A 21632-nucleotide genomic window follows, 5' to 3' on the forward strand; every position below is an offset into this window, starting at 1 on the left:
CGGGGACGGAGTCGAAGATCACCGGCCATTCTTCTACACTACTGGTCTATATACCAAGGTAAGAATAGAAGGGAACCAGCCACAATCAAGCACTACGTGTCGACTGGTATGTGGACAACTAGCTAACGTCTCCGAGTCTTTCGTCGGTGCCGGGAAATTCGGAATAAACGGTATATACTGTTTTTGCACTTTCCACACGGAGATGACCATGGCCACACCCAGCACCCGAAAATCGACCAGCAAAGCTGTTCAGCCAGCAGTCGGCGCGGATGGCAGTGCCGCGGCCGTTCACGTCCCGGCGCGAGTTCCAGCTAAGAAGACCGCGGCGGCTAAAGTGGCCAGAGCGGCGAGAGTGCCCAAAGCGGCCGGAGCCACCAAAACCGCCAAGGCCAGCAAAACCGCCAAAGCCAGCAAAACCGCCAAAGCGGCCAAAACTGCCAAAGCGGCCAAAACTGCCAAAGCGGCCAAAACTGCCAATGCGGCCAAAACGGCCAAGGCGGCCTCGGTGGGCAAGCCCCCTGTCAAGCCGCACTCCCCGGCAAAAGCAGAACCGCCTGGCACCGCAGCGGAACAAAAGACCAAGCGCGCAAAGAAGGAGAAGGTTGTCCGCGACAGCTTCACCATGCCGAAGTCGGATTACGACAAGATCGCCGCGTTGAAGCAGAAATGCCTGGATGCGGGCGTGGCCGTGAAGAAGAGTGAGTTGCTGCGTGCTGGTTTGCTGTTGCTTGAGGGAATCCCTGTTGACCGCCTCCTTGATGCAATAGCGGCGGTGGAGACCGTCAAGACGGGGAGGCCGGCGAAGCGTTCGGAGCACGACGCGGTACAGCAGACGCACTAGGCCCGTAATGAGCGCTTGCGACACGCGTCGTCGCCGCGCTCGCGCATGTCTGTCCGGAATCGAATGGTGAGATTTTTCGGGAGCGTGCTCGACGTATGCCGGTGAAGCGCCAGCTCCCCAGGACTTACCGTGGCCTTACGCTTCTTTTCAACCGCACGCGATCAGGACAACGGCCCCAGCAGTTCAGCAAACCTGCGAGCCGCTTCGAGCCCGAAGCGGCTCGGCAGCAACGTCGGCTCGCGATCGTGCAGCACCTCGAAACCCATGCGCCACGCGGCGATGCGCTTGCCGTAGCAGATCAGCGTGTCGAGCGATTGCATCACGAACACGATGGCCGGCAAGACCTCCCGGTACAACGCTTCGGCGCGTGCAAGCTCGCCGGCTGTGAAAGCCTGATAGACGCGTTGTTGCCAGTCGAAGCAGTCAGGTGCGACGATCATGCCGCTGCAACCGGCACGCAGATTGTCGATTAGCTCAAGGCCGCCACGCCCGTTCAACACCGGCATCAGATGACCAATACGCGCAACGGTCTCCGCGAGCACGATTGCCGGTCCCTCTCCCTTGAGCAGGCGGAAATTCGAACAGCGTGCCGCGAGCCGTTCGAGGCCGTCCGGCGAGAGTCCTACGCCAAGATATTCGGGGGCGTTCTGAATGCCGATCGGCACGTCGAAACCTTCCATGACGGCAGCGAAGAAATCGGCGTAGAAACTCTCTGGCCGGGGCGCGGTACCTGGCGGCAAGACCGGCGGCTGCAAGATCAGCCAGCTAGCCCCATGTTCAACCGCGTAACGGGCCAGGTCGCGTTGGGCCTCTACCGATGTGCCGCTTACGGTCACCGCAAGCGGCAACGCTCCAGCGCTGTCCTCACGCGCCCACTGAATTACCTGCTCGCGTTCCGCCAGCGAAAGCTTATTGACCTCGGTCGCGAGACCGAGCATCGCCACACCGGGCGCGCCGGCGCGGACAATCGTCTGCATCTGCCTGCGCATCGCTTCCCGGTCGAGCCGATTGTCGCGGTCGAAGAACGCGTAGAGGATCGGATAGATTCCCGCGATTTCAGGCGGGTTTGCGTTTGGCGGAGTCACGGCTGCGAATGCCAATGGTCAATGCGAGTCGATCAATGCGAGTCGCGCGGCACCGCTGCGCCGCTGGAGCCCACGAGGAATTCCAGATCCGCGCCCAGGTTGGCCTGCTGAACGCTGTCCACATACAGCTTGTACCAGCCACGCTGAGGTGTGGGCGGAGCTTGCCATGCCGCGCGACGGCGCGCCAGCTCCGCATCGTCCACGTCGAGATGAAGCCGCCGCCCCGCCACGTCGAGCTCGATCATGTCGCCATCCTGCACGAGCGCCAGCGTGCCACCGGCAGCCGCCTCCGGGGCCACGTGCAAGACTACGGCACCGTAAGCTGTGCCGCTCATGCGGCCATCGGAGATGCGCACCATATCCGTAATGCCCTGCTTCAACACCTTGGGCGGCAAGGGCATGTTGCCGACTTCGGCAAAGCCGGGGTAGCCCTTCGGTCCGGCGCCCTTGAGCACCATCACGCAATCGGCGTCGATATCCAGGCTGTCGTCGTTGATTCGCGCATGCAGGTCTTCCACGCTTTCGAACACCACCGCACGGCCACGGTGCTGCAAAAGCGCCGCGGTCGCGGCCGACGGTTTGATGACGGCGCCATCCGGCGCGAGATTGCCTTTCAGCACGGCAATGCCGGCATGGGCCTTGAACGGCGCTTCAAAGGGGAAAATCACCTTGCGGTCGAAGCACTCGGCCTCGCTGACGTTGTCCCAGATCGTGCGGCCGTTCACCGTCAACGCATCGCGATGAAGCAACTGCGCCTGGCCCAGTTCGCGCAGCACTGCGGGCAAGCCGCCGGCGTAATAGAAGTCCTCCATCAGGAATTCGCCGGACGGTTGCAGGTTCACCAGACACGGCACTTCGGAGCCGCGCTCCCAGTCTTCCAGCTTCAGGTCTACGCCGATGCGTCCGGCAATCGCCAACAGGTGCACCACGGCATTGGTCGAGCCGCCGATGGCGGCATTCGCGCGGATCGCGTTCTCGAAGGCTTGCCGCGTCAGGATCTTGTCCATTGTGAGGTCTTCGTTGACCATCTCGACAATGCGCCGCCCCGCCATGTGAGCGAGCACCTGGCGGCGCGCATCGACGGCGGGAATGGCGGCGTTGTGGGGCAGTCCCATGCCGAGCGCTTCAACCATGCTGGCCATCGTCGAGGCGGTGCCCATGGTCATGCAGTGCCCGCGTGAACGGTTCATGCAGCTTTCCGCCTCGATGAACTGCTCCATGTTCATCGTGCCGGCCCGCACCTGCTCGGACATTTGCCACACGCCGGTGCCCGAGCCGAGCGTCTGACCACGATAGCGGCCGTTCAGCATCGGGCCGCCCGAGACGGCAAGCGTCGGCAGATTGCATGACGCCGCGCCCATCAGCAGCGCTGGCGTGGTTTTGTCGCAGCCGCACAGCAGGATCACGCCGTCGATCGGGTTGCCGCGAATCGATTCCTCGACATCCATCGACGCGAGGTTGCGAAACAGCATGGCCGTGGGCCGCAAATTCGATTCACCGAGCGACATGACCGGGAATTCCACCGGAAATCCCCCCGCCTCGTACACGCCCTTCTTAACGTACTCGGCTAGTTCTCGAAAGTGCGCGTTGCACGGCGTGAGTTCCGACCACGTATTGCAGATGCCGATTACCGGACGGCCATCGAACAGGTGATGCGGCAGCCCCTGGTTCTTCATCCACGAGCGGTGAATGAAGCCATCCTTGTCGGCTTTGCCGAACCAGGCCTGACTACGCAACGGTTTCTTGGCGGGGCTGTTCACGGGCGTCTCCTTTCGTGTGCTTTATGGGCCAAATCGAGGGATGCGGGGGTGATCAATTTGAATGAAGTCCGCACGATTCGGTCAAGGTGGCGGTGCGGCCACGCTTGCTGTCTGTAATGCACTGTACGAGCGGCTTAGATGCCCGTCAACAGATGGGCGGGCGTCCCCCTATCTGAGGCATTTTGCTTTGGGATTGGGCAGCGCACGTCGCGCTAAAAGTGTAGGTCCGCGCGGGCGGGAACGGGAAAGGTGAGGTTTTCCGGGAGTGCCGGAGCCGGATGAGCAAGTTCCGGAATTTGGCGCGCGGCGCCCAACAGAACCTGATAAGAACGTCCCGCTTGGGACTCGAGCCTGCGGGCCGGCAACCGATAGGTGAGAATATTCGGGAGCCGGCCCGGGCAGCGCGTCAGGTGCGTTAGCCGCGCTGCGCCAGCTCACGGATATCGGCGACCGGCGTCTCGCCGAACGCGTCGCTCAACACGAAATCGATCAATTGGGTCGCGCACTGCTCGGGTGAAGTCAGTTGACCATTGCGCTTCAGATCTTCGAATTTTTCGCGCAGCGGGAACTGCTCTTTGCCGCTGCTGCGAATCTCCGCCTGCATGCCGGTGTCGACCACCCCGGGCGCCACGCTGCAAATCCGCAGCGCGCGGTTGGCGTCGAGCACAACCGCACGCGCGTGATGATCCAGCGCGGCCTTCGTGGCGCAATAGATGCTCCAGCCCGGATAGGCATTGCGGGCGGCGCCGCTCGAAATATGCGCGATGCGCCGGTCGGTGGCCGTCACGCTCGCTGCCGCGACGGCGCTTGCCAGCATCAGCGGCGTCGCCACGTTCAGGCCAACTGCGCCGGCAATCGCGGCGGCGTCCTGCGCTTCGATCGGGCCGACCGGCTGGACCGTGCCGGCGTTGTTGAACAGCAGCACGCTCTGCGCGCCATCGACGAAGCGGCGTAACGCGTCGCTCGCGATCCACTGCGCGACGCTCGCGGGATCGGCGAGGTTGAGCTCGGCTTCTTCAAGCGTCTGCGGATAACGCCCGGCGAGTCCGGCGTGACGCGAACGCGAGAGCCCCAGCACGGCAATGCCGCGCGACAGCAGTTGTTCCGCGAGCGCAGCGCCGAGGCCGCGGGTATGGCCGGTGACGATGGCGCGGGTGATGTGTGTGGTCATGTTGGTTGACGGGGAGGGCAGATAAGAGCGGCGATTTTCTCACGATGTCCTGCGAGCCTGCAGCGCCGCGCGCACTCACGTCGAGCGGAAGCGCTCCCGATACTGCATGGGCGTCGTGCCGATACGCCGCACGAACACAATGCGCATGCGGTCGGCGGTGCCGAACCCGCAGTCGTAGGCAACCGCCTTGAGTGCCGCGGGGCTGCTCTCGAGCAGCTTGCGCGCCGTATCGACGCGTGCCCGCTCGACAAACTCGTGCGGCGTGACGCCGGTCTCCTGAACGAAGACGCGGGCGAAATTGCGTGCGCTCATACCGGCGACGTCCGCGAGTTGCGCCACCGTGAAGCGTTCGCGGATATGTTCCATCACATGCGCCTGCACCTTGGCCACCGCGGATGTTTCGTCCGCGGGCGCCGTCAGATAAGGACTGAACTGGGACTGGCCACCCTGGCGCTGCGCAAACACGACGAGGCGCTTGGCGACCGACAGTGCAGTGCGCGGCCCGTGATCCTCGGCAACGAGCGCAAGCGAAAGATCGATGCCGGCCGTCACCCCCGCCGAGGTGACAAGCCGCTCGTCACGCAGATAGATGCGGTCGAAGTCGACCCGTGCGTGCGGAAATTGCGCGGCCAGTTGTGCCGCGTGTTGCCAATGGGTCGTCACGCTGCGCTCGTCGAGCAGGCCCGCATGACCGAGTGCGAATGCGCCGGTACAGATCGACCCGTAGCGCTTGCAACGCTCGGCGGCGCCCGTGAGCCAGCGAAGCAGCCGCGCATCGGGTTTGCTCTCCGGCAACCCGGGTCCTCCTGCCACCAGCGCCAGGTCGAAGGGTCGAGATGCCTGTTCGAACGTCTGATCGGCGACCAGGGTCATGCCATTGGAGGCACGCAACGCGCCCGGTTCGGCGCTCAGCAAGGTCACTGTGTAGTGAGCCTCGGGAGGAAGAAACTGATTGGCTTCCGAAAACACGTCCACCGGTCCTGCGACGTCGAGCGCTTGCACTCCGGGAAAGATCGCGACGGCAACGGTTGGCATTCAATGACCTCGTTAGGAACAGGCGTGGCCCGCATCTGCCGGGCGGCTTGCGCGGCGACGGCAGAAAGCGCGGTGCGTTTGGCAGGGTTGAGCGGTCCGCGTTCGTTGCTCGCGCGAGGCCGCTGACCAATACTGAGTCTCATCAGCCCGGCCCGGTGAGCCGATCTCGGAACAGCATAGCAAACCCTCGCCAGGCACGGCTGGGCTCATTCAACCGCACCCCTTTGGAGACTCTTCAATGACCACAATCGCAGGCATCAAGATCCCCGACAGTCTGATGGCGCGCGAAGCCACGCAGCTCGTCCGGGATACCGAAACCGAGCTGCTGTATCACCACTCGCGGCGCGTGTTCCTGTTCGGCTCGCTCGCGGGTCAGCGCAAGGGACTCAAATACGACCCGGAGTTGCTGTACATCGGCGCGATGTTTCATGACATGGGTCTCGTCGAGCCGTACAGCAGCGCGCATGACCGCTTCGAAGTGGACGGTGCGAACGCGGCACGCGACTTCCTGCAACGTCATGGGATTGGCGAGGACGACATCGAGCAGGTCTGGAATTCGATCGCGTTGCACACCACGCCGGGCATTCCCCAGTATATGAAGCCGGTTGTGGCGCTGGTGACGGCGGGCGTCGAGATGGACGTGCTGGGTCTCGCCTACGACGAGTTCACCGAGGAGCAACGCCATGATGTCGTGCATCACCACCCGCGCGGCGATCATTTCAAGCAAGGCATTATTGATGCCTTCGCGCACGGCACGATCCACAAGCCTGAAACGACTTTCGGCAACGTCAAGGCCGATGTGCTGGCGCTGAAGGACCCGCATTATCACCGCGAAAACTTCTGCACGATGATTTTGAATTCGTCGTGGAAGAGCTGAGCTCGCTGGCCTGAATGTATGTTCGCCCGCGCCGGGTCACCGCGCGGGCGATTTTTTTATACAGTGGGTGCCTCGAAAAGGTGAGGATTTCCAGGGAGTTGATCCTCACGCGTGCCGTGATCCCGAATAGTCTCACCTTTGATTCTTCCAGGTTTCTTGCGGGTCCACACGTGCCCTGCAAGTATTTTCAGGCCCTCTGTCATTTCCAGTGCGTGACTGCGACTAAGCCCATGAAACACCTCGCCAGCCGCTTGCGATCCGCCGGCCAGGTGTTGTGTTTGCAGACGCGGCGTGTGTGACGGCAAGACCGGCCGCGCCGCTCTGCGCGGTGGGTTGTCCTTCTTGCTGCCGTGCCTTCAGCGCGGCTCATCACGTGAAAACTGGAGATTCTCATGAAATCGATTCGAAGCATTATCGTGTGCGGCCTGCTGCCGTTGGCGCTCGTAGCGGGCTCAGTCCACGCCCAGGGCATCGGCCGCAGCGGCACCTACACCATGCCGCCGAACTGGGGGATGATGATGGACAAGCTGACCCCCGAGCAGCGCACCCAGGCTATCGGCATTCAGGAAAAGATGATGCAGATGGAGACGGACTATCAGGACACGATGGCCCAGATGGAGATGAAGCATGCGCACGAGATGATGCAGATGCAGGCGCAATTGCTCGATCTGTTCAAGGGGCACTGAGCTTCGTGCACGCTCTGCAATAGAACATGCGGCGCCAAAGGTGAGGTTTTTCGGGAGCTGAATGGCTTGCCGATCGCCTCGCCGTCCGAGGCGCCGCTGTCGGCAAACCGGCAAGCGCGGATCGAACGCGCTCGCTCGATCTAGCCGCGTCCGTGCCGCGCAGCGATCTCCTGGAGATCGAGATCGTGCTCGAGGACGGTGAGCATTTCATCGTCGATCAACTCCGAGCGATGCATGCGCAACAATTCCACCCGCCCCGCGGCGACGGCGGCTAACACCACGTCATAGTGGGCGGTGCGTTCGTCGGTGGGGAAGGCCGTCTCGAACTGATAGGTCTCGGTGATGCGGGCCCGGTAGCTGTATTGCTCGAGCAGGCGTGGATGGATGACGTTGCCTTCGGCGTCGTGCACGAGCGGCTGGATCGCGGCGAGTTGTGCGGCTTCGAGGCGAGCCCATGCTTGCGGCTCGCTCAGGAGCCGTTCGTCGCGCGCCACATGAGCCGGCTTGACCCAGCGGATGAGCGGGCCGATGGTGGTGCCCTGGCCGAGCACCGTCACCAGAATCACGGCGAACGCAGCCACCAGAATAAGATCGCGGCCAGGCATCGTGTCGGGCAACGACAAGGCGATAGCCAGCGTGACAACCCCGCGCATGCCAGCCCAGCTCGTGACGGCAGCCGAGCGCCAGTCGGGCGCGGTGTCGTCGCGTCGCAGGAGTTTGCAAAGCGGGCGCTTCAATGCTTCGGTGCCGAACACCCAGACGAATCGTGCGAGCACGACGGCGGCGAGTATCGCGGTCACTGTCGGGGTAAAGGCGGCCAGCGCGTCGCGCACGCCACCCAGGCGGACGATCACGCCGCGCAGCGACAAGCCGATCAGGATGAACACCAGCGCTTCCATCAGGAAGACGACGACTTGCCAGAAGGCCGTGCCACGCATGCGTACGGCGGCGGAGAAAACGTCGTGCTGATACCAGCCGAGCATCATCCCGCAACTGACGGTTGCGATGACGCCAGAGACATCGAGCATTTCGCCGGCGATATAGCTGATCCACGCGCACAGGCACGACGCCGTGATGATCAGGTAGTCGTCGTCGAGATAGACCAGCAGGTTCACGACGAGAAAGCCGACTGCAACGCCCACGGCAATGCCGCCGAGCGCGAGGATCGCGAAGCTGCCGAGCGCATGACTCGTGCTGAACATGCCGGTCAATGCGGCCGCGACCGCGAAGCGGAACAGCACGAGGCCAGCGGCGTCGTTTAGCAGGCTCTCGCCTTCGAGCAGCACCATCAGGCGGCGCGGCAGTGCGACGCGCTCGAGTACGGCCTTGGCGGCAACGGCATCGGGCGGCGAGACGATCGCGCCGAGTGCAAAACATGCGCCCCACGGCAGGCCGGGCACGATCTGATGCGCGACCACGCCGACCACCAGCGTCGTGAAGGCGACCGCGCCGATCGCTAACGAGAGGATGCCGCCGAGATGGCGTTTGAATTCGACCCACACGGAGAAGTAGGCGCCGTCCATCAACAGGGGCGGCAGGAAGACGATCAGCACGAGAGCCGGATCGAGCGTGACGGTGGGCAGGCCGGGGATGAAGGCCATCGCGGCGCCGCCTATAAGGAGGGCAGCGGCTGGCGGCAAGCGCAGCCGTTTTGCGAGCAACTGCAGCCCGATCATGGCGATGAGCGAAAGCAGGACCAGCTTGAAGGCCACAACGGAGGACATAGGGTGGTCTCAGTGAGTTCGCGCTTACTGGGGGAACTCACTTTCTACCATAGGCGGGTAGGTTGCAATACGGTTTCGCCGAATCGTCAAATTGTGTGGAATCGATCCAGTCGCCACAGCTGTGTGATGAAATAGTTGTTGATTGGCTGGCTACGATAAGGATGGTATGGATTCCATACTAAACTGCGTGACTTTGCGTCACTTGGCTATCCGCCCACACGCAAAGATGTGGTGAAAAAAGCTATGTCCAACATGTTCAATCCGCCACATCCGGCAGCAATCCTGCGTGAAGACGTGCTGCCTGCACTGAACCTGACGGTCACCGAGGCTGCGGAGCAACTCGGAGTATCGCGGGTGACGTTGTCTCGTCTGCTTAATGAACGAGGCGGCATCACGCCAGAAATGGCGCTGCGCATCGAGCAATGGCTCGGAGTCGAGCGTGGTGGGCGGGCCGATCTGTGGCTCGGCATGCAGCTAGATTACGATCTATGGCAGGCGCGCAAACACGCACCCAAGAAAATCAAGCGCGCGCCAACGGTGGCAGCCGTATAGTCGGCGCCCCCTCAAGCCTTCAACGTCCCCCCCGCCACATCCTCCCGCGACTGCACCTGCAGCACCGCATCGCGCTTATCCAGCAAGTGCTGCCGCAAGATCGCGCTAAGCCGCTTGCCGTCGCGCGCTTCCAGCGCCTCCAGCATCTCGCCGTGGTCATGAACCGCGCGGTCCCACTTCGGAATCTGGAAGTTCGACCTGAAGCGTAGCGCCTGCAACCGTCGGTTCACCGAAATATAAGTCTGCCGCAACGCGGAGTTGCGCGCGGCTTCATTGATCTTGTCGTGAATCGCCTGATTGCGGCTGTAGTACCCCGCCAGATCGTTCTGCGCGCGGCACGCCAGCATCGCGTAGTGCAACGCCTTGATCTCGGCCAGCTCGACCGCTGTGATCCTCTCGGCCGCCAGTTCACCCGAAAACGCCTCGAGCCCGCTCATCAGCTCGAAGGTCTCGCGCAACTCCGCCTCCGACATCTTCGACACCGACGCGCCGCGGTTCGGCCAGATCTCGATCAGCCCCTCCGCCGCCAGCACCTTCAGCGCTTCGCGCAGCGGCGTGCGGGAAATGCCAAGCGTCTCGCACAACTCGCGCTCGTTGAGTTTCTTGCCCGGCTCCAGTACGCCCTCGACGATAAAGCGCCGAATGTGCTCGACCACGGTGTCGTGCAGCCGCTGCCGCTCAACCTTCGGCATCAGCGGGGTGCTGCCGGTGTCCGCTTCAAATTCCGAATTTTGCATACAAAACCCCTAACTATCACTGGAAGCGATTTTATAGCAAGCTGACCTATTAGTTAAGATAGCGGGTAAACACCTGTGGCAACTGGCAATTTTTGCCTTGGGTCCGTCATCGAACGTCTGATATAGTTTTTTGCATGCAAAATTCAATCGGAGAAGACCCATGCTGAAACTCGACTTTCATCCCGCTGGCCGTCACTTCCTGCAGATTCCGGGGCCGAGCCCCGTGCCGGACCGCATTCTGCGGGCGATGAGCTATCCCACCATCGATCACCGCGGCCCTGAATTCGGTGCGCTCGGCTTGCAGGTGCTGGACGGCATCAAGAAGATCTTCAAGACGCAGCAACCCGTGGTGATCTACCCGGCCTCGGGCACCGGCGCATGGGAAGCGGCGCTCTCGAATACGTTGAGCCCCGGCGACCATGTGCTGATGTTCGAGACGGGTCACTTCGCCACGCTGTGGAAGAAGATGGCGGAAAGCCTTGGGCTCAAGCCGGAGTTTCTCGGTCTGCCGGGCATCGAAGGCTGGCGCCGTGGCGTGCAGCCGCAGATGATCGAGGCGCGTCTGCGCGAAGATACCCAGCATGCGATCAAGGCGGTCTGCGTGGTGCACAACGAGACCTCGACGGGTGTCACCTCGGATATTGCCGCGGTGCGCCGCGCGATCGACGCAGCCGGCCACCCGGCCCTGCTGCTGGTCGACACGATTTCGGGCCTGGCCTGCGCCGACTATCGCCACGACGAGTGGGGCGTCGACGTCACGGTGTCGGGTTCGCAGAAGGGTTTGATGTTGCCGCCGGGCATCAGCTTCAACGCGGTCTCGCCGAAGGCCATCGCCGCGAGCAAGACGGCGAAGCTGCCGCGCAGCTTCTGGGACTGGACCGAGATCATCGAGATGAACAAGTCCGGTTACTGGCCGTACACGCCGAACACGAACCTGCTGTACGGATTGTCAGAAGCGCTCGATATGATTCTTGGCGAAGGGCTCGACAACGTCTTCGCGCGTCACGAGCGTCTTGCCGAGGCCTGCCGCCGCGCGGTGCGGGCGTGGGGCCTGGAGATCCAGTGTGCGGACCCCGCGGTGTATAGCCCGGTGCTGACGGGCGTGATGATGCCCGAGGGTATCGACGCCGACGCGGTGCGCAAGACCATCTACGAACGCTTCGACATGTCGCTCGGCACGGGCCTCGGCAAGATGAAGGGCCGCATGTTCCGGATCGGCCATCTGGGCGACTGCAACGACCTCACGTTGCTGGCGACGCTGGCTGGCTGCGAGATGGGCTTGCAACTGGCGGGCGTGCCGGTCGCGGCGAGCGGTTTGCCGGCTGCAATGGAATGGTTGACGGCCCAGGCGCAAGGGGCCGGTCTGAAAGCCGCCGCCTGAGCAGCGCGCGGTCAGCAGTAAAGGGGAAGGTGGGGAGCCTTCCCCGGCGGTAACGGGCCGTGGCGGTTCACAAAACGCGAGGTCCATGCAGCGCACGTTAGGGGAACAACGACGCAGCGCGCCGTTCCAGGCACGCGGTCGATCCAGCAACGGAGACAGACGATGAAGCGGTTTCGTGTGACCAGTGCGAGCAGTATCGTTTTAGTGATGCTATGCATCATGTATTTCATTACCTATCTGGACCGCGTCAACGTCAGCACGGCCGCAGCCGGTTTTGGCAAGGAGTTCCAGCTTTCGCATACGCAGATCGGCCTCGTCTTCTCGGCCTTTGCCTATCCCTACCTGGTGTTTCAGATTATTGGCGGCTGGGTGAGCGACCGCTTCGGCGCGAGGCGCACGCTGATCTGTTGCGGCGCGGTGTGGGCGGTAGCCACTATCCTTACCGGGCTTGCGGGCGGGCTGACTTCGCTGCTTGCCGCGCGCCTGCTGCTCGGCTTTGGTGAGGGCGCAACGTTTCCTGCCGCGACCGCCGCCATGGCGCGCTGGGTTGCAAAAGAAAAGCGCGGTTTCGCGCAAGGCATTACGCATGCCGCCTCGCGCATCGGCAACGCGGTGGCGCCCGGCGCGATCGTGCTGGTGATGGCCACCTGGGGCTGGCGCGAGTCGTTCTATATCTGCGGCGTGTTCAGCTTGCTGTGGGTGATCGTGTGGGCGATGACGTTCACCGAACATCCAAAAGACCATCGGCGCATCACGCCGGAAGAACTCGAAGTGCTGCCCGTGCCCAAGCCGAAGGCCGCCAATGTGCCGTGGAAAGCGCTGTTCCGTCGCATGGCGCCAGTCACGATTGTCTACTTTTGCTACGGCTGGACGCTGTGGCTGTTCCTGAGCTGGATTCCCCAATACTTCCTGCATAGCTATCACCTCGATCTGCAGAAGTCGGCCATTTTCGCCTCGACGGTATTTTTCGCGGGTGTGCTCGGCGATACGCTTGGCGGCATCGTCACGGACAGGATCTACACGTACACCGGCAGCCTGAAACGGGCGCGTAGCTGGATGGTGTCCATCTGCATGTTGCTGACGCTGGCCGTGCTGGTGCCGTTGATGTTCGCCCACAACCTGTACATCTCGATGGCTTGCCTCTCCGCTGGCTTTTTCTTTGCGGAAATGACGATTGGCCCCATGTGGGCGATTCCAATGGACATTGCCCCGGAATACTCCGGCACGGCCAGCGGCATGATGAACACGGGTTCGGCGCTGGCCGCGATCATCTCGCCGGTTGTCGGCGGCTTTCTGATTGACCGCTTCGGTAGCTGGGAACTGCCGTTTGTCGGCAGCATGGTGTTGATGGCGATCGGCGTGGTGCTCGCTTTCCGCATGCAACCGGAAAGCAGGTTCGAACTGAATGCTGCACCGGATGGGCATGCGGCGCCGGGCCTCAACGTCTGAGCGCGCATCCGATCGCCCGAGTTCATTTTCGATCAATCACCCCACACACGATGAACCAGACCGACATCTCCTTCCTGAGCGTGCGCCTCGCCGATGCGCGAGCACGCCACCAGACACTCGACAGCGTGCCGCCCGAGCAGATACCGGCCGATGCCGACGCCGCCTACGCGATCCAGCACGAGATCCTGCGCAGTTCAGGCGCACATATCGGCGGCTGGAAAATCGGCGCGAAGTCGGACACCGGACCGATCCAGGGCGCGCCGCTGCCGGCAGCCGATGTGCATGACGACGGCGCGAGACTGCCGCGCGAAGCGTTCACGCCGCTCGCCCTCGAACTGGAAATTGCCTTTCGGTTTGGCCGCCGCTTCGAACCGGCCGAGCAACCGTATAGCGAAGCCGAAGTGCTCGCCGGTATCGGATCGATGGGCAGCACGATAGAAATCGTCGCAAGCCGTTACGCGGCCTGGCCGAATGTGGACAAGCTGGCGCAACTCGCCGACCTGCAGAACAACGGCGCGCTCGTGGTGGGCGAATTCGCACCGTATCGCGACGACTTCCCGTTTGTTGCGCCGTCGCTGCGCTTCAGTTTCGCGGGGCGCGATGTCGCGCTGGAGGCTGCGGCAAACCCGGCCGGCGATCCACGTCGGCTGCTCACCTGGCTCGTGAATCACTGTGCGGTGAAGCGCGGCCTGGCTGTGACTCCCGAGATGGTGATCACGACCGGCTCATACACCGGCATGTTTTTCCCGCAGAGCGCAGGCACGGCCAGCGGCCGCATTGAAGGGCTCGCGCCCGTCAGCGTGACGCTGTTCTAGAGATCTCTTCAGGCCGACGCCATGACGAATGCCGCCTCCCCCATCCTCGTCAAACCGATTCATCTGGTTCCCTCCAGCGCACGGATGGCGACGCCGCTCGCGAGGCGCTTGCGTGACGCCTTGCGCGGCGATGTGCTATTCGATGCCGCGAGCCGCGGCCGTTACGCCACCGACGCGTCGATCTACCAGATCACGCCGATTGGCGTCGTGGTGCCGCGCGATCAGGACGATCTGCGCATCGCGCTCGAAGTCGCGCGCAGCGAGAAGGTGCCGTTGCTTGCACGTGGGGCCGGCACGAGCCAGTGCGGCCAGACCGTCGGCGAGGCGCTGGTGGTCGACACCAGCAAGTGGCTGAACAACGTCGTCGCGTTCGATGCCGATGCGCGCACCGTGACGGTCGAACCCGGCGTCGTGCTGGATCATCTGAACGCCTGGCTCAAGCCGCACGGCCTGTGGTTTCCAGTGGATGTTTCGACGGCGGCGCAATGCACGATCGGCGGCATGGCCGGCAACAACTCGTGCGGCTCGCGCTCCATCGAATACGGCAACATGGTGCACAACGTCGAGGCCATCGAAGCGATCCTCGCCGACGGCAGCGAGGCCCGCTTCGGGTCGCTGCGTGAGGCGCCGCAGGGTGCGCGCCTGCAGGCAATCGTCGAAGGCGTGAAGCGCATCGCCGTGCGCGAGCGCGACGAGATCGTGGCGCGCGTGCCGAAGGTGCTGCGGCGCGTTGCCGGCTACAACATCGATGTGTTTGATTGCCAGAATCCGCGCGCCTATACCGATGACGGCATCGCCAACCTCGCGCATCTGCTGGTCGGCTCGGAGGGCACGCTGGCGTTTAGCCGCCAGTTGACGCTGAAGCTCGCGCCGTTGCCCGCGCACAAGACGCTCGGCGTGGTCAACTTTCCGACCTTCTGGCAGGCAATGGACCTGACGCAGCACATCGTCAAGCTCAAGCCCGTGGCGGTCGAACTGGTGGACCGCACGATGATCGAGCTGGCGATCGGCAATCCGGCGTTTCGGCCGATCATCGAGAAGGCGCTGGTGGGCCGTCCGGAAGCGATCCTGCTGGTCGAGTTCGCCGGCGAAGACCGCGACGCGCAGCTCGCGAGTCTCAAGCAACTGACCGAGCTGATGGCCGACCTCGGCCTGCCCGATTCGGTCGTGCAGATGCCGGACGCCAACGAGCAGAAAGCCTTGTGGGAGGTTCGCAAGGCGGGGCTCAACATCATGATGAGCATGAAGGGCGACGGCAAGCCGGTGTCCTTCATCGAAGACTGCGCGGTCCCGCTCGAACACCTGGCCGAATACACCAGCAAGCTGACCGAGGTGTTCCACCGGCACGGCACGGAAGGCACGTGGTACGCGCATGCGAGCGTCGGCACGCTGCACGTGCGGCCGATTCTCGACATGCGGCGCGACGGCGCGCTGAAGATGCGGGCGATTGCGGAAGAAGCCGCGGCGCTGGTACAGGAATACAAGGGCGCTTACTCGGGCGAGCACGGCGACGGACTGTGCCGCGGCGAATGGGTGGCATGGCAGTATGGGCCGCGTCTGAATCAGGCGTTCAGCGAGATCAAGGCGCTCTTCGATCCCGACAATCGCTTCAATCCGGACAAGATCGTGCGTCCGCCGAAGATGGACGACGCGCGCCATTTCCGCTTCGCGCCGGGCTATCGGGAACGTGCGCTTGAGACTGCGCTCGACTGGTCCGCATGGAACGTGGAGCGCGATCCGCTCACCGGTGCAGAGACGCTGCCGGGCACCGGCAAGGACCTCTCCGGCGGCCTCGCCAAGGCCGTCGAGATGTGCAACAACAACGGCCATTGCCGCAAGTTCGACGCGGGTACGATGTGCCCGAGCTACCGTGTGACGAAGGACGAGCAACACGTGACGCGTGGCCGGGCCAATACGCTGCGTCTCGCGATTTCGGGCCAGCTCGGTGAGGAAGGGCTGGCGAGCGACGACGTCAAGGACACACTCGACCTGTGTGTCTCATGCAAGGGCTGCAAGCGCGATTGCCCGACCGGCGTGGATATGGCGAAGTTCAAGATCGAGGCGCGGGCGGCGCGCGTCAAGCGGCACGGCTTGAGCGTGCGCGACCGGCTGGTGGCGTTCATGCCGCGCTATGCGCCATTCGCGAGCAAAGTGCCGGGCGTGATGGCGCTTGCCGAGAGCGTGCCGGTGCTGTCCGACTGGTTCAAGCGTGCAGTGGGCTTTGCGCCGCAACGCACGCTGCCGCGCTTTCGCAAGCCGTTTCTGGCGAGTGCTGTAGCGGCTGGATCGTCAGCCGCCGTTGTATCGGCGCAGATTAAGGAAGTCCTGTTGTTCGTGGATACCTTCAACAACAACATGGAACCGGAGAATGCGCGCGCCGCGCAGCAGGTGCTGGAGGCGGCCGGCTATACGGTGCACTTCAACACGCGCGAAGGCGAGCGGCCGGTGTGTTGTGGCCGTACTTTCCTTGCAGCCGGTCTGGTGGATGAAGCGAAACAGGAAGCGCGGCGCATGCTGGACACGTTCCGGCCGTTTGTCGAACGCGGTGTGCCGATTGTCGGACTCGAGCCGTCATGCCTGCTGTCGCTGCGCGACGAATTTCTGCACTACGGCTTTGGCGAAGAAGCACAGCGGCTGTCAAAGTTCGCGTTCCTGTTCGAAGAGTTTCTGGTGCGCGAGCAGAAGGCCGGGCGTCTCGCGCTGAAACTCAAGCCGTTGCCCACGGCGAACGCCCTGGTGCACGGACACTGCCATCAGAAGGCCTTCGATGCCTTCACGCCGGTGCAAGCCGTGCTGAAGTGGATTCCGGAGCTGAATGTGTCGACGGTCGAATCGTCGTGCTGCGGTATGGCGGGCAGCTTCGGCTATGAGGCCGAGCACTACGCGACCTCGCAGGCAATGGCGGAACTGTCGCTGCTGCCGGCGGTGCGCAAGATCGGCGCCGACACGGTGATGGTGGCTGACGGCACCAGCTGCCGGCATCAGATTCACGATGGCGCCGGCGTCGACGCAGTGCATGTAGCCCGCGTGCTGGCGATGGCGCTGAAGTAGCCGCTGTTACGCGGCCTGAATGGCTTGCCGGTACAGCATAGGCGCCACGCCCACTGCTTCGCGGAAGCGGTGGCTGAAGTGACTGGCGTTGGCGTAACCGCAGCGCGCCGCGACCTGCGTGAGCGGCAGCGCAGTGGTGCGCAATAGCACACGCGCCCGTTCGACCCGCTGCTGGGCAATCCACGCAGCCGGCGGCAAGCCGAACGAGGCGCGGAACATGCGCGCCAGGTGGTACTCCGATAGGTGGGCCACTTCGGCCAGATCGCCGAGCGTCAGCGGCTGGGTCAGATGTTCGTCAATGTAATCGCGCAGCCGCCGGCGCGTTGCCACCGAGAGTCCGCCCGTGAGCCTCGCGTCCGCGCGGCTCACACCCTGCGAGCGCAGCAGCAGGCTCAATATTTCGTGTGCCGTTTCGTTGGTCCGCAGCAGGCCGTCGGCATCGTCCCAGCTTTCGTCGGTCAGCGACTGGCATAGCGTGGCAATCCGCGCGTCCTCGAAATAGGTGCGGTCAGCCAGCGTGACTTCGCGCGGCTCGCGATCCAGTTCCCGCACGGCGCGCTGCGTGAAGTGCTCGGGCAGGAAGTACAGGTGCATGAAATGCATCTGGCCGCGTACCCACCAGCGCGATTCGTGGTCGCCTGGCAGGGCGCAAAGCCTTGTCGGCGCGCCGTACAGCCCCGGCATTTTCTGCCGCTCGGTGCGATAGCCGCCGTCGAGGTAGCACGACAGCGTGTGATGCCCCGGATTGTCGTAGACGGTCTCGTCTTCCTTGGTCTCGCGGGTCCATTCGGCGACCGCCAACTGGTCGCCGAGCCACGCGAAGCGCTGCAGCTTGGCGTTGGCATCGCGCAGCGTGTGACACACCGACTGGAGGCCAAAGGGCGTCTCGGCAGGGTCCATCGCGGAGTCGGGCAGACAGGTGTTCACGGCGGAAAGAATGGCGGATTGCATGGCTTGCAGTATAGAACGTACGCCGGGCTTGCCGCTGGCCACGGCAAACAAGTGCGCAATCCTGGACAAGTGCCGGGCGCCGGGCGGGAGCATAGTCGGGTAGACGAATCCCCCGAATTTCACCTGCAAGCCTTGCCATGAATCTGTTCCTTTACGCCCTGACCGTCCTGATCTGGGGCACCACCTGGATCGCCATCAAATGGCAACTCGGCGTAGTGCCACCGCCGGTGTCGATTGCCTGGCGCTTCGGGTTCGCCGCGCTGATCCTGTTCGCGTTGCTGCGCATCATGCGCCGGCCGCTCTGGCCGCCGCGCGCGGCCTGGCGGTATCTGGCGGCGCAGGGCCTGGCGCTCTTCTGCTGCAACTTTCTGTGCTTCTACTACGCCGAGCAGGTTGTGCCGAGCGGCCTGGTCGCGGTGATTTTCTCGATCGCGCCGCTGCTGAATTCGATCAATGGCCGCCTTTTCATGGGGCGGCCGCTGCAACCCACGGTGATCGTGGGCGCGCTGCTAGGGCTCACCGGCATCCTGTGCCTGTTCGTGCCGCAAATGGCCGGACACCTCGGCGACCGTGCCGCGTGGCTGGGGATGGGCGTCGCGCTGCTCGGCACTCTGTGCTTTTCGACCGGCAGCCTGCTGTCGAGCCGGATGCAATCGATGGGCCTGCATCCACTGGTCACCAATAGCTGGGCCATGCTGATTGGCGCCAGCATTCTGACGGTGGGGAGCGCGCTGGCGGGCCTGCCGTTCGCCATCGAACCGGACGCACGATACATTGGCGCGCTCGCTTATCTGGCGGTGTTCGGCTCGGTGGTCGGGTTTACGGCCTACCTGATGCTGGTCGGACGCATGGGGCCGGAGCGTGCCGCTTACTGCACCGTGCTGTTTCCGATCGTGGCGCTGGCGGTCTCGACGGTGTTCGAGGGCTATCACTGGACCGTGTTGGCGGTCGTCGGTCTGGTGCTGGTGGTGGCAGGCAACCTGGTGGCGTTCGATCTGACGCGGCGCCTGTTCGTGCGGCGCGCGGCGACCTGAGCACCCTTAAGCGTTCAATCCGCCGCCGCCCATTGCGGCCACCGTCCCAACTCGGCGAACAGTTCGAGCATGGTGGCCCGCACCTTCTGCACGGCGTTGCTGAGCAAGGCCGTGTCATGCCAGCACAGCGACAGCGTGCGCGAGAACAAGCGGTGATCGACCTTGGCGAGCTTCAGTTTGTGTTCGTCCAGTTCGACGTGCGCGGCGCTCCACGGCAGGATCGTCACGCCTAGCTTCGCCATCACGGCCGCGAACAGTAGCGAGGTGGAGCTCGCCTCGAACAGGATCTCGCATGGAAGGCCGGCTTCCCGCAGCGCCCAGTCGACCCGGCTGCGAATCGTGTTCGGTGCGCTCGGCAGGATGAGCGGCATGCGCGCCAGTTCGGCAAGCGTGACCGGTTCCGCCGGCATGGGAAATTCCGGCCATGCGATCAGATACAGCGCTTCGCTGAGAAGCCGCTGCGCGACCACACCGCGCGTCTCGACGGCATCCACGACCACCGCCAGTTCCACCCGTCCGCCGCCGATCAGTCCGCCGAGATCGGCGCTCGGCGCTTCGATCAATTCCAGCGCGATGCCCGGATAGCGGTCGCGGACGGTCCGCGCGAGCGGAATCGCCAGCACGCGCGCTGTACTCGACGGCATGCCCACCGACACCTTGCCTTGCGGCAGCTCGGCATCCTGACGCAACAGATCGCGCGTGCCGTCGGCTTGCCGCAGCAGTTCGAGCGCGTGACGGTACAGCGTCTGCCCCGCGGCGGTGGGCGCAACGCCATGCACGCTGCGCTCGAGCAGTTGCATTCCCAGATCGGTTTCGAGATTGCGCATCTGCTGGCTGATTGCCGGCTGCGCGATATGCAGCGCTTCGCTCGCCCGGGTGACGTTGCCGCATTCCACCACCTTGACGAAATACCGCAGTTGCCGCAGGTCCATCCGTGTCTCCTCGCTTCACCGATCCCATAAGTAAATCCGATCGAGTTAGAGAAATATCATATTTTTCGGCGATTGAGCGCGTTCTTATACTGGGTTCACAAAAAACCGGAGCGTGCCCAGGCTGATCCGCCTCGCGCCGCTTCAGAACGGCTGGCGTCGACCGGCCAAGGAGACACGGATGTCCAAAGCGATCGCTGCATCGGCGCAGGGGATCAAGCCCCGGCGCACACCCCTCACCCGCGAGCAGATCGGCGGCTTCTGGGCGGTCTACTCGGGTTGGGTGCTCGACGGCGTGGACTCGGTGATCTACGCGCTGGTGCTGATTCCCGCGCTCACCGAGTTGCTGCCCGCCTCGGGCATTGCCGCGACGCCGGGCAACCTCGGCATGTACGGCTCCATTCTGTTTGCGCTGTTTCTGATCGGCTGGGGGCTGTCGTTCATCTGGGGGCCACTCGCCGACCGCTTTGGCCGGGTCAAGACGCTGGCCGCGAGCATCCTGATTTATTCGGTGTTCACCGGCGCCGCCGCGTTTGCACACAACGTCTGGGAGCTGGCGGCGTTCCGCCTGATCGCGGGGATTGGCGTCGGTGGGGAATGGGCGCTGGCCGGCACCTACGTGGCCGAGAGCTGGCCCGAGGATCGCCGCAAGATGGGCGCGGGTTATCTGCAGACCGGGTACTACCTCGGCTTTTTTCTCGCTGCGCTTCTGAACTATACGGTCGGCGCGACTTATGGCTGGCGCGCGATGTTCCTGTGCGGCCTGGCGCCGGCACTGCTGGCAATCTTCACCGTGATGAAGGTGAAGGAGCCGGGCCAGTGGCGCAAGTCCTCGCACGGCCTCGACGCGGCGAACGCGCCTGCGGTTGCGCCGCGCCGCCCGCTGCTGGAGATCTTCGCGCCGGCTTATCGGCGCCGCACCCTGACGAGCGCGAGTCTGGTCGGTGTCGCGATCATCGGCTTGTGGGCCGGGTCGGTCTACGAAGCGAGTGCGGTGGTGACGTTGGCGGCGCGTGCCGGCATCGATCGCATCGGCAGCGTGCATCTGGCGTCCATCGGCGCGGCGGCGCTGTCGTTCGCCACGATTCTCGGCTGTCTCGCCGCGCCGTGGCTGGCCGAACGGCTCGGCCGTCGCGGGGCGCTTGGCGTGTACTTCGCCGGCATGGCGGTGTCGATCGTGTTCGCCTTTGGCTGGGTGTTCTATCTGCCGAACGGGCTCAACCTGTTCATGGTGTCGCTGCTGTTCCTCGGCTTCTTCGGCGGCAATTTCGCGATCTTCTCGTTGTGGCTGCCCGAGCAATATCCGACCCGGATGCGCGCCACGGCGTTTGCCTTCAACGCCTCGATCGGCCGCCTGATGGGCGCGGGCGTCAACTTCCTGCTGGCGGCTGCGATTCATTGGCAAGGCTCGCTGGGCTTGCCGGTCGCGTGGACCGCCGCGGCCTTTGTGGTGGGTTTGCTGATTTTGCCGTTTGCCGTTGAAACCCGTTATCAGACGTTGCCGGAATAGCGCGGCGGCCCGCACCTGCGCGGCCCCGCTCGGGCCCCACCCGT

18 protein-coding genes are annotated in these 21632 nt (G+C 63.8%); 10 read left to right on the top strand and 8 right to left on the bottom strand.

Annotation, left to right across the window (positions count from 1 at the left end; translation table 11 throughout):
* Window positions 1-334: 334 nt before the first annotated feature.
* Window positions 335-841, top strand: a complete 507-nt coding sequence (locus FFS45_RS42135; RefSeq protein WP_249362862.1) for a hypothetical protein — start codon at window positions 335-337, stop codon at window positions 839-841.
* A gap of 161 nt (window positions 842-1002) precedes the next feature.
* On the opposite strand, the gene FFS45_RS20070 is transcribed toward FFS45_RS42135, so the two are convergent.
* The 4 genes from FFS45_RS20070 to FFS45_RS20085 all read right to left on the bottom strand — a co-directional run bounded on the left by FFS45_RS20070 (window position 1003) and on the right by FFS45_RS20085 (window position 5892).
* Window positions 1003-1926, bottom strand: coding sequence for a dihydrodipicolinate synthase family protein (locus FFS45_RS20070; RefSeq protein WP_249362858.1), 924 nt, complete (start codon window positions 1924-1926; stop codon window positions 1003-1005).
* A gap of 32 nt (window positions 1927-1958) precedes the next feature.
* The gene (locus tag FFS45_RS20075) at window positions 1959-3686 is read right to left on the bottom strand and encodes an IlvD/Edd family dehydratase (RefSeq protein ID WP_137956377.1); all 1728 of its coding nucleotides are present in this window, start codon (window positions 3684-3686) and stop codon (window positions 1959-1961) included.
* A 415-nt stretch (window positions 3687-4101) separates the two neighbouring features.
* Entirely contained in the window at window positions 4102-4857 is a 756-nt protein-coding gene (locus tag FFS45_RS20080) for an SDR family oxidoreductase (RefSeq protein ID WP_137956378.1), read from the bottom strand.
* A gap of 75 nt (window positions 4858-4932) precedes the next feature.
* Window positions 4933-5892, bottom strand: coding sequence for a GlxA family transcriptional regulator (locus tag FFS45_RS20085; protein ID WP_137956379.1), 960 nt, complete (start codon window positions 5890-5892; stop codon window positions 4933-4935).
* Window positions 5893-6130: 238 nt separating this feature from the next.
* Here FFS45_RS20085 and FFS45_RS20090 point away from each other — a divergent pair, with 238 nt between their 5' ends.
* Both FFS45_RS20090 and FFS45_RS20095 read left to right on the top strand, forming a co-directional pair.
* Entirely contained in the window at window positions 6131-6769 is a 639-nt protein-coding gene (locus FFS45_RS20090) for an HD domain-containing protein (protein WP_137956380.1), read from the top strand.
* A 392-nt stretch (window positions 6770-7161) separates the two neighbouring features.
* Window positions 7162-7455, top strand: coding sequence for a hypothetical protein (locus tag FFS45_RS20095; protein WP_137956381.1), 294 nt, complete (start codon window positions 7162-7164; stop codon window positions 7453-7455).
* Between the two features lie 140 nt (window positions 7456-7595).
* On the opposite strand, the gene FFS45_RS20100 is transcribed toward FFS45_RS20095, so the two are convergent.
* The gene (locus FFS45_RS20100) at window positions 7596-9179 is read right to left on the bottom strand and encodes a Na+/H+ antiporter (protein ID WP_137956382.1); all 1584 of its coding nucleotides are present in this window, start codon (window positions 9177-9179) and stop codon (window positions 7596-7598) included.
* Between the two features lie 243 nt (window positions 9180-9422).
* On the opposite strand from FFS45_RS20100, the gene FFS45_RS20105 reads away from it, so the two are divergent.
* Window positions 9423-9731 carry a HigA family addiction module antitoxin gene (locus FFS45_RS20105; RefSeq protein ID WP_137956383.1) on the top strand — a complete coding sequence of 103 codons (309 nt, stop codon included), beginning with the start codon at window positions 9423-9425 and terminating at the stop codon, window positions 9729-9731.
* A gap of 11 nt (window positions 9732-9742) precedes the next feature.
* On the opposite strand, the gene FFS45_RS20110 is transcribed toward FFS45_RS20105, so the two are convergent.
* Complete coding sequence (locus FFS45_RS20110) at window positions 9743-10468, bottom strand: GntR family transcriptional regulator (RefSeq protein ID WP_137956384.1); 726 nt, start codon at window positions 10466-10468, stop codon at window positions 9743-9745.
* A gap of 160 nt (window positions 10469-10628) precedes the next feature.
* Between FFS45_RS20110 and FFS45_RS20115 the strand changes: the two genes are divergently transcribed.
* The 4 genes from FFS45_RS20115 to FFS45_RS20130 all read left to right on the top strand — a co-directional run bounded on the left by FFS45_RS20115 (window position 10629) and on the right by FFS45_RS20130 (window position 17164).
* Window positions 10629-11849: an aminotransferase class V-fold PLP-dependent enzyme gene (locus FFS45_RS20115; protein ID WP_137956385.1), complete on the top strand. Its 1221-nt coding sequence runs from the start codon at window positions 10629-10631 to the stop codon at window positions 11847-11849.
* Between the two features lie 162 nt (window positions 11850-12011).
* Window positions 12012-13298: an MFS transporter gene (locus FFS45_RS20120; RefSeq protein WP_137956386.1), complete on the top strand. Its 1287-nt coding sequence runs from the start codon at window positions 12012-12014 to the stop codon at window positions 13296-13298.
* Between the two features lie 50 nt (window positions 13299-13348).
* Complete coding sequence (locus tag FFS45_RS20125) at window positions 13349-14113, top strand: 2-keto-4-pentenoate hydratase (RefSeq protein ID WP_171029692.1); 765 nt, start codon at window positions 13349-13351, stop codon at window positions 14111-14113.
* Between the two features lie 21 nt (window positions 14114-14134).
* Window positions 14135-17164 (top strand): FAD-binding and (Fe-S)-binding domain-containing protein, encoded by a 3030-nt coding sequence (locus FFS45_RS20130; protein ID WP_137956387.1) that lies wholly within the window; start codon window positions 14135-14137, stop codon window positions 17162-17164.
* A 6-nt stretch (window positions 17165-17170) separates the two neighbouring features.
* Here FFS45_RS20130 and FFS45_RS20135 read toward each other — a convergent pair whose 3' ends face one another.
* The gene (locus FFS45_RS20135) at window positions 17171-18064 is read right to left on the bottom strand and encodes an AraC family transcriptional regulator (RefSeq protein WP_249362863.1); all 894 of its coding nucleotides are present in this window, start codon (window positions 18062-18064) and stop codon (window positions 17171-17173) included.
* A gap of 188 nt (window positions 18065-18252) precedes the next feature.
* Between FFS45_RS20135 and FFS45_RS20140 the strand changes: the two genes are divergently transcribed.
* Window positions 18253-19149 carry an EamA family transporter gene (locus tag FFS45_RS20140; protein WP_137956388.1) on the top strand — a complete coding sequence of 299 codons (897 nt, stop codon included), beginning with the start codon at window positions 18253-18255 and terminating at the stop codon, window positions 19147-19149.
* Window positions 19150-19163: 14 nt separating this feature from the next.
* Here FFS45_RS20140 and FFS45_RS20145 read toward each other — a convergent pair whose 3' ends face one another.
* Window positions 19164-20081 carry a LysR substrate-binding domain-containing protein gene (locus FFS45_RS20145; RefSeq protein WP_137956389.1) on the bottom strand — a complete coding sequence of 306 codons (918 nt, stop codon included), beginning with the start codon at window positions 20079-20081 and terminating at the stop codon, window positions 19164-19166.
* Window positions 20082-20259: 178 nt separating this feature from the next.
* On the opposite strand from FFS45_RS20145, the gene FFS45_RS20150 reads away from it, so the two are divergent.
* On the top strand, window positions 20260-21588 hold the full coding sequence (locus FFS45_RS20150) for an MFS transporter (protein ID WP_137956390.1): 1329 nt from the start codon (window positions 20260-20262) through the stop codon (window positions 21586-21588).
* The last annotated feature ends 44 nt before the right edge of the window (window positions 21589-21632 follow it).

It is taken from the genome of Burkholderia sp. 4M9327F10, from assembly GCF_005503145.1.
Taxonomy (GTDB): domain Bacteria; phylum Pseudomonadota; class Gammaproteobacteria; order Burkholderiales; family Burkholderiaceae; genus Paraburkholderia.

Excerpts from the sequence above, each read along its gene's own strand:
- FFS45_RS20110 (WP_137956384.1), bottom strand. The coding sequence starts at position 10,468 with ATGCAAAATTCGGAATTTGAAGCGGACACCGGCAGCACCCCGCTGATG.
- FFS45_RS20115 (WP_137956385.1), top strand. The coding sequence starts at position 10,629 with ATGCTGAAACTCGACTTTCATCCCGCTGGCCGTCACTTCCTGCAGATT.
- FFS45_RS20095 (WP_137956381.1), top strand. The coding sequence starts at position 7,162 with ATGAAATCGATTCGAAGCATTATCGTGTGCGGCCTGCTGCCGTTGGCG.
- FFS45_RS20125 (WP_171029692.1), top strand. The coding sequence starts at position 13,349 with ATGAACCAGACCGACATCTCCTTCCTGAGCGTGCGCCTCGCCGATGCG.
- FFS45_RS20120 (WP_137956386.1), top strand. The coding sequence starts at position 12,012 with ATGAAGCGGTTTCGTGTGACCAGTGCGAGCAGTATCGTTTTAGTGATG.
- FFS45_RS20090 (WP_137956380.1), top strand. The coding sequence starts at position 6,131 with ATGACCACAATCGCAGGCATCAAGATCCCCGACAGTCTGATGGCGCGC.
- FFS45_RS20105 (WP_137956383.1), top strand. The coding sequence starts at position 9,423 with ATGTCCAACATGTTCAATCCGCCACATCCGGCAGCAATCCTGCGTGAA.
- FFS45_RS20135 (WP_249362863.1), bottom strand. The coding sequence starts at position 18,064 with ATGGACCCTGCCGAGACGCCCTTTGGCCTCCAGTCGGTGTGTCACACG.
- FFS45_RS20080 (WP_137956378.1), bottom strand. The coding sequence starts at position 4,857 with ATGACCACACACATCACCCGCGCCATCGTCACCGGCCATACCCGCGGC.
- FFS45_RS20150 (WP_137956390.1), top strand. The coding sequence starts at position 20,260 with ATGTCCAAAGCGATCGCTGCATCGGCGCAGGGGATCAAGCCCCGGCGC.
- FFS45_RS20085 (WP_137956379.1), bottom strand. The coding sequence starts at position 5,892 with ATGCCAACCGTTGCCGTCGCGATCTTTCCCGGAGTGCAAGCGCTCGAC.
- FFS45_RS20130 (WP_137956387.1), top strand. The coding sequence starts at position 14,135 with ATGACGAATGCCGCCTCCCCCATCCTCGTCAAACCGATTCATCTGGTT.
- FFS45_RS20145 (WP_137956389.1), bottom strand. The coding sequence starts at position 20,081 with ATGGACCTGCGGCAACTGCGGTATTTCGTCAAGGTGGTGGAATGCGGC.
- FFS45_RS20100 (WP_137956382.1), bottom strand. The coding sequence starts at position 9,179 with ATGTCCTCCGTTGTGGCCTTCAAGCTGGTCCTGCTTTCGCTCATCGCC.
- FFS45_RS20140 (WP_137956388.1), top strand. The coding sequence starts at position 18,253 with ATGAATCTGTTCCTTTACGCCCTGACCGTCCTGATCTGGGGCACCACC.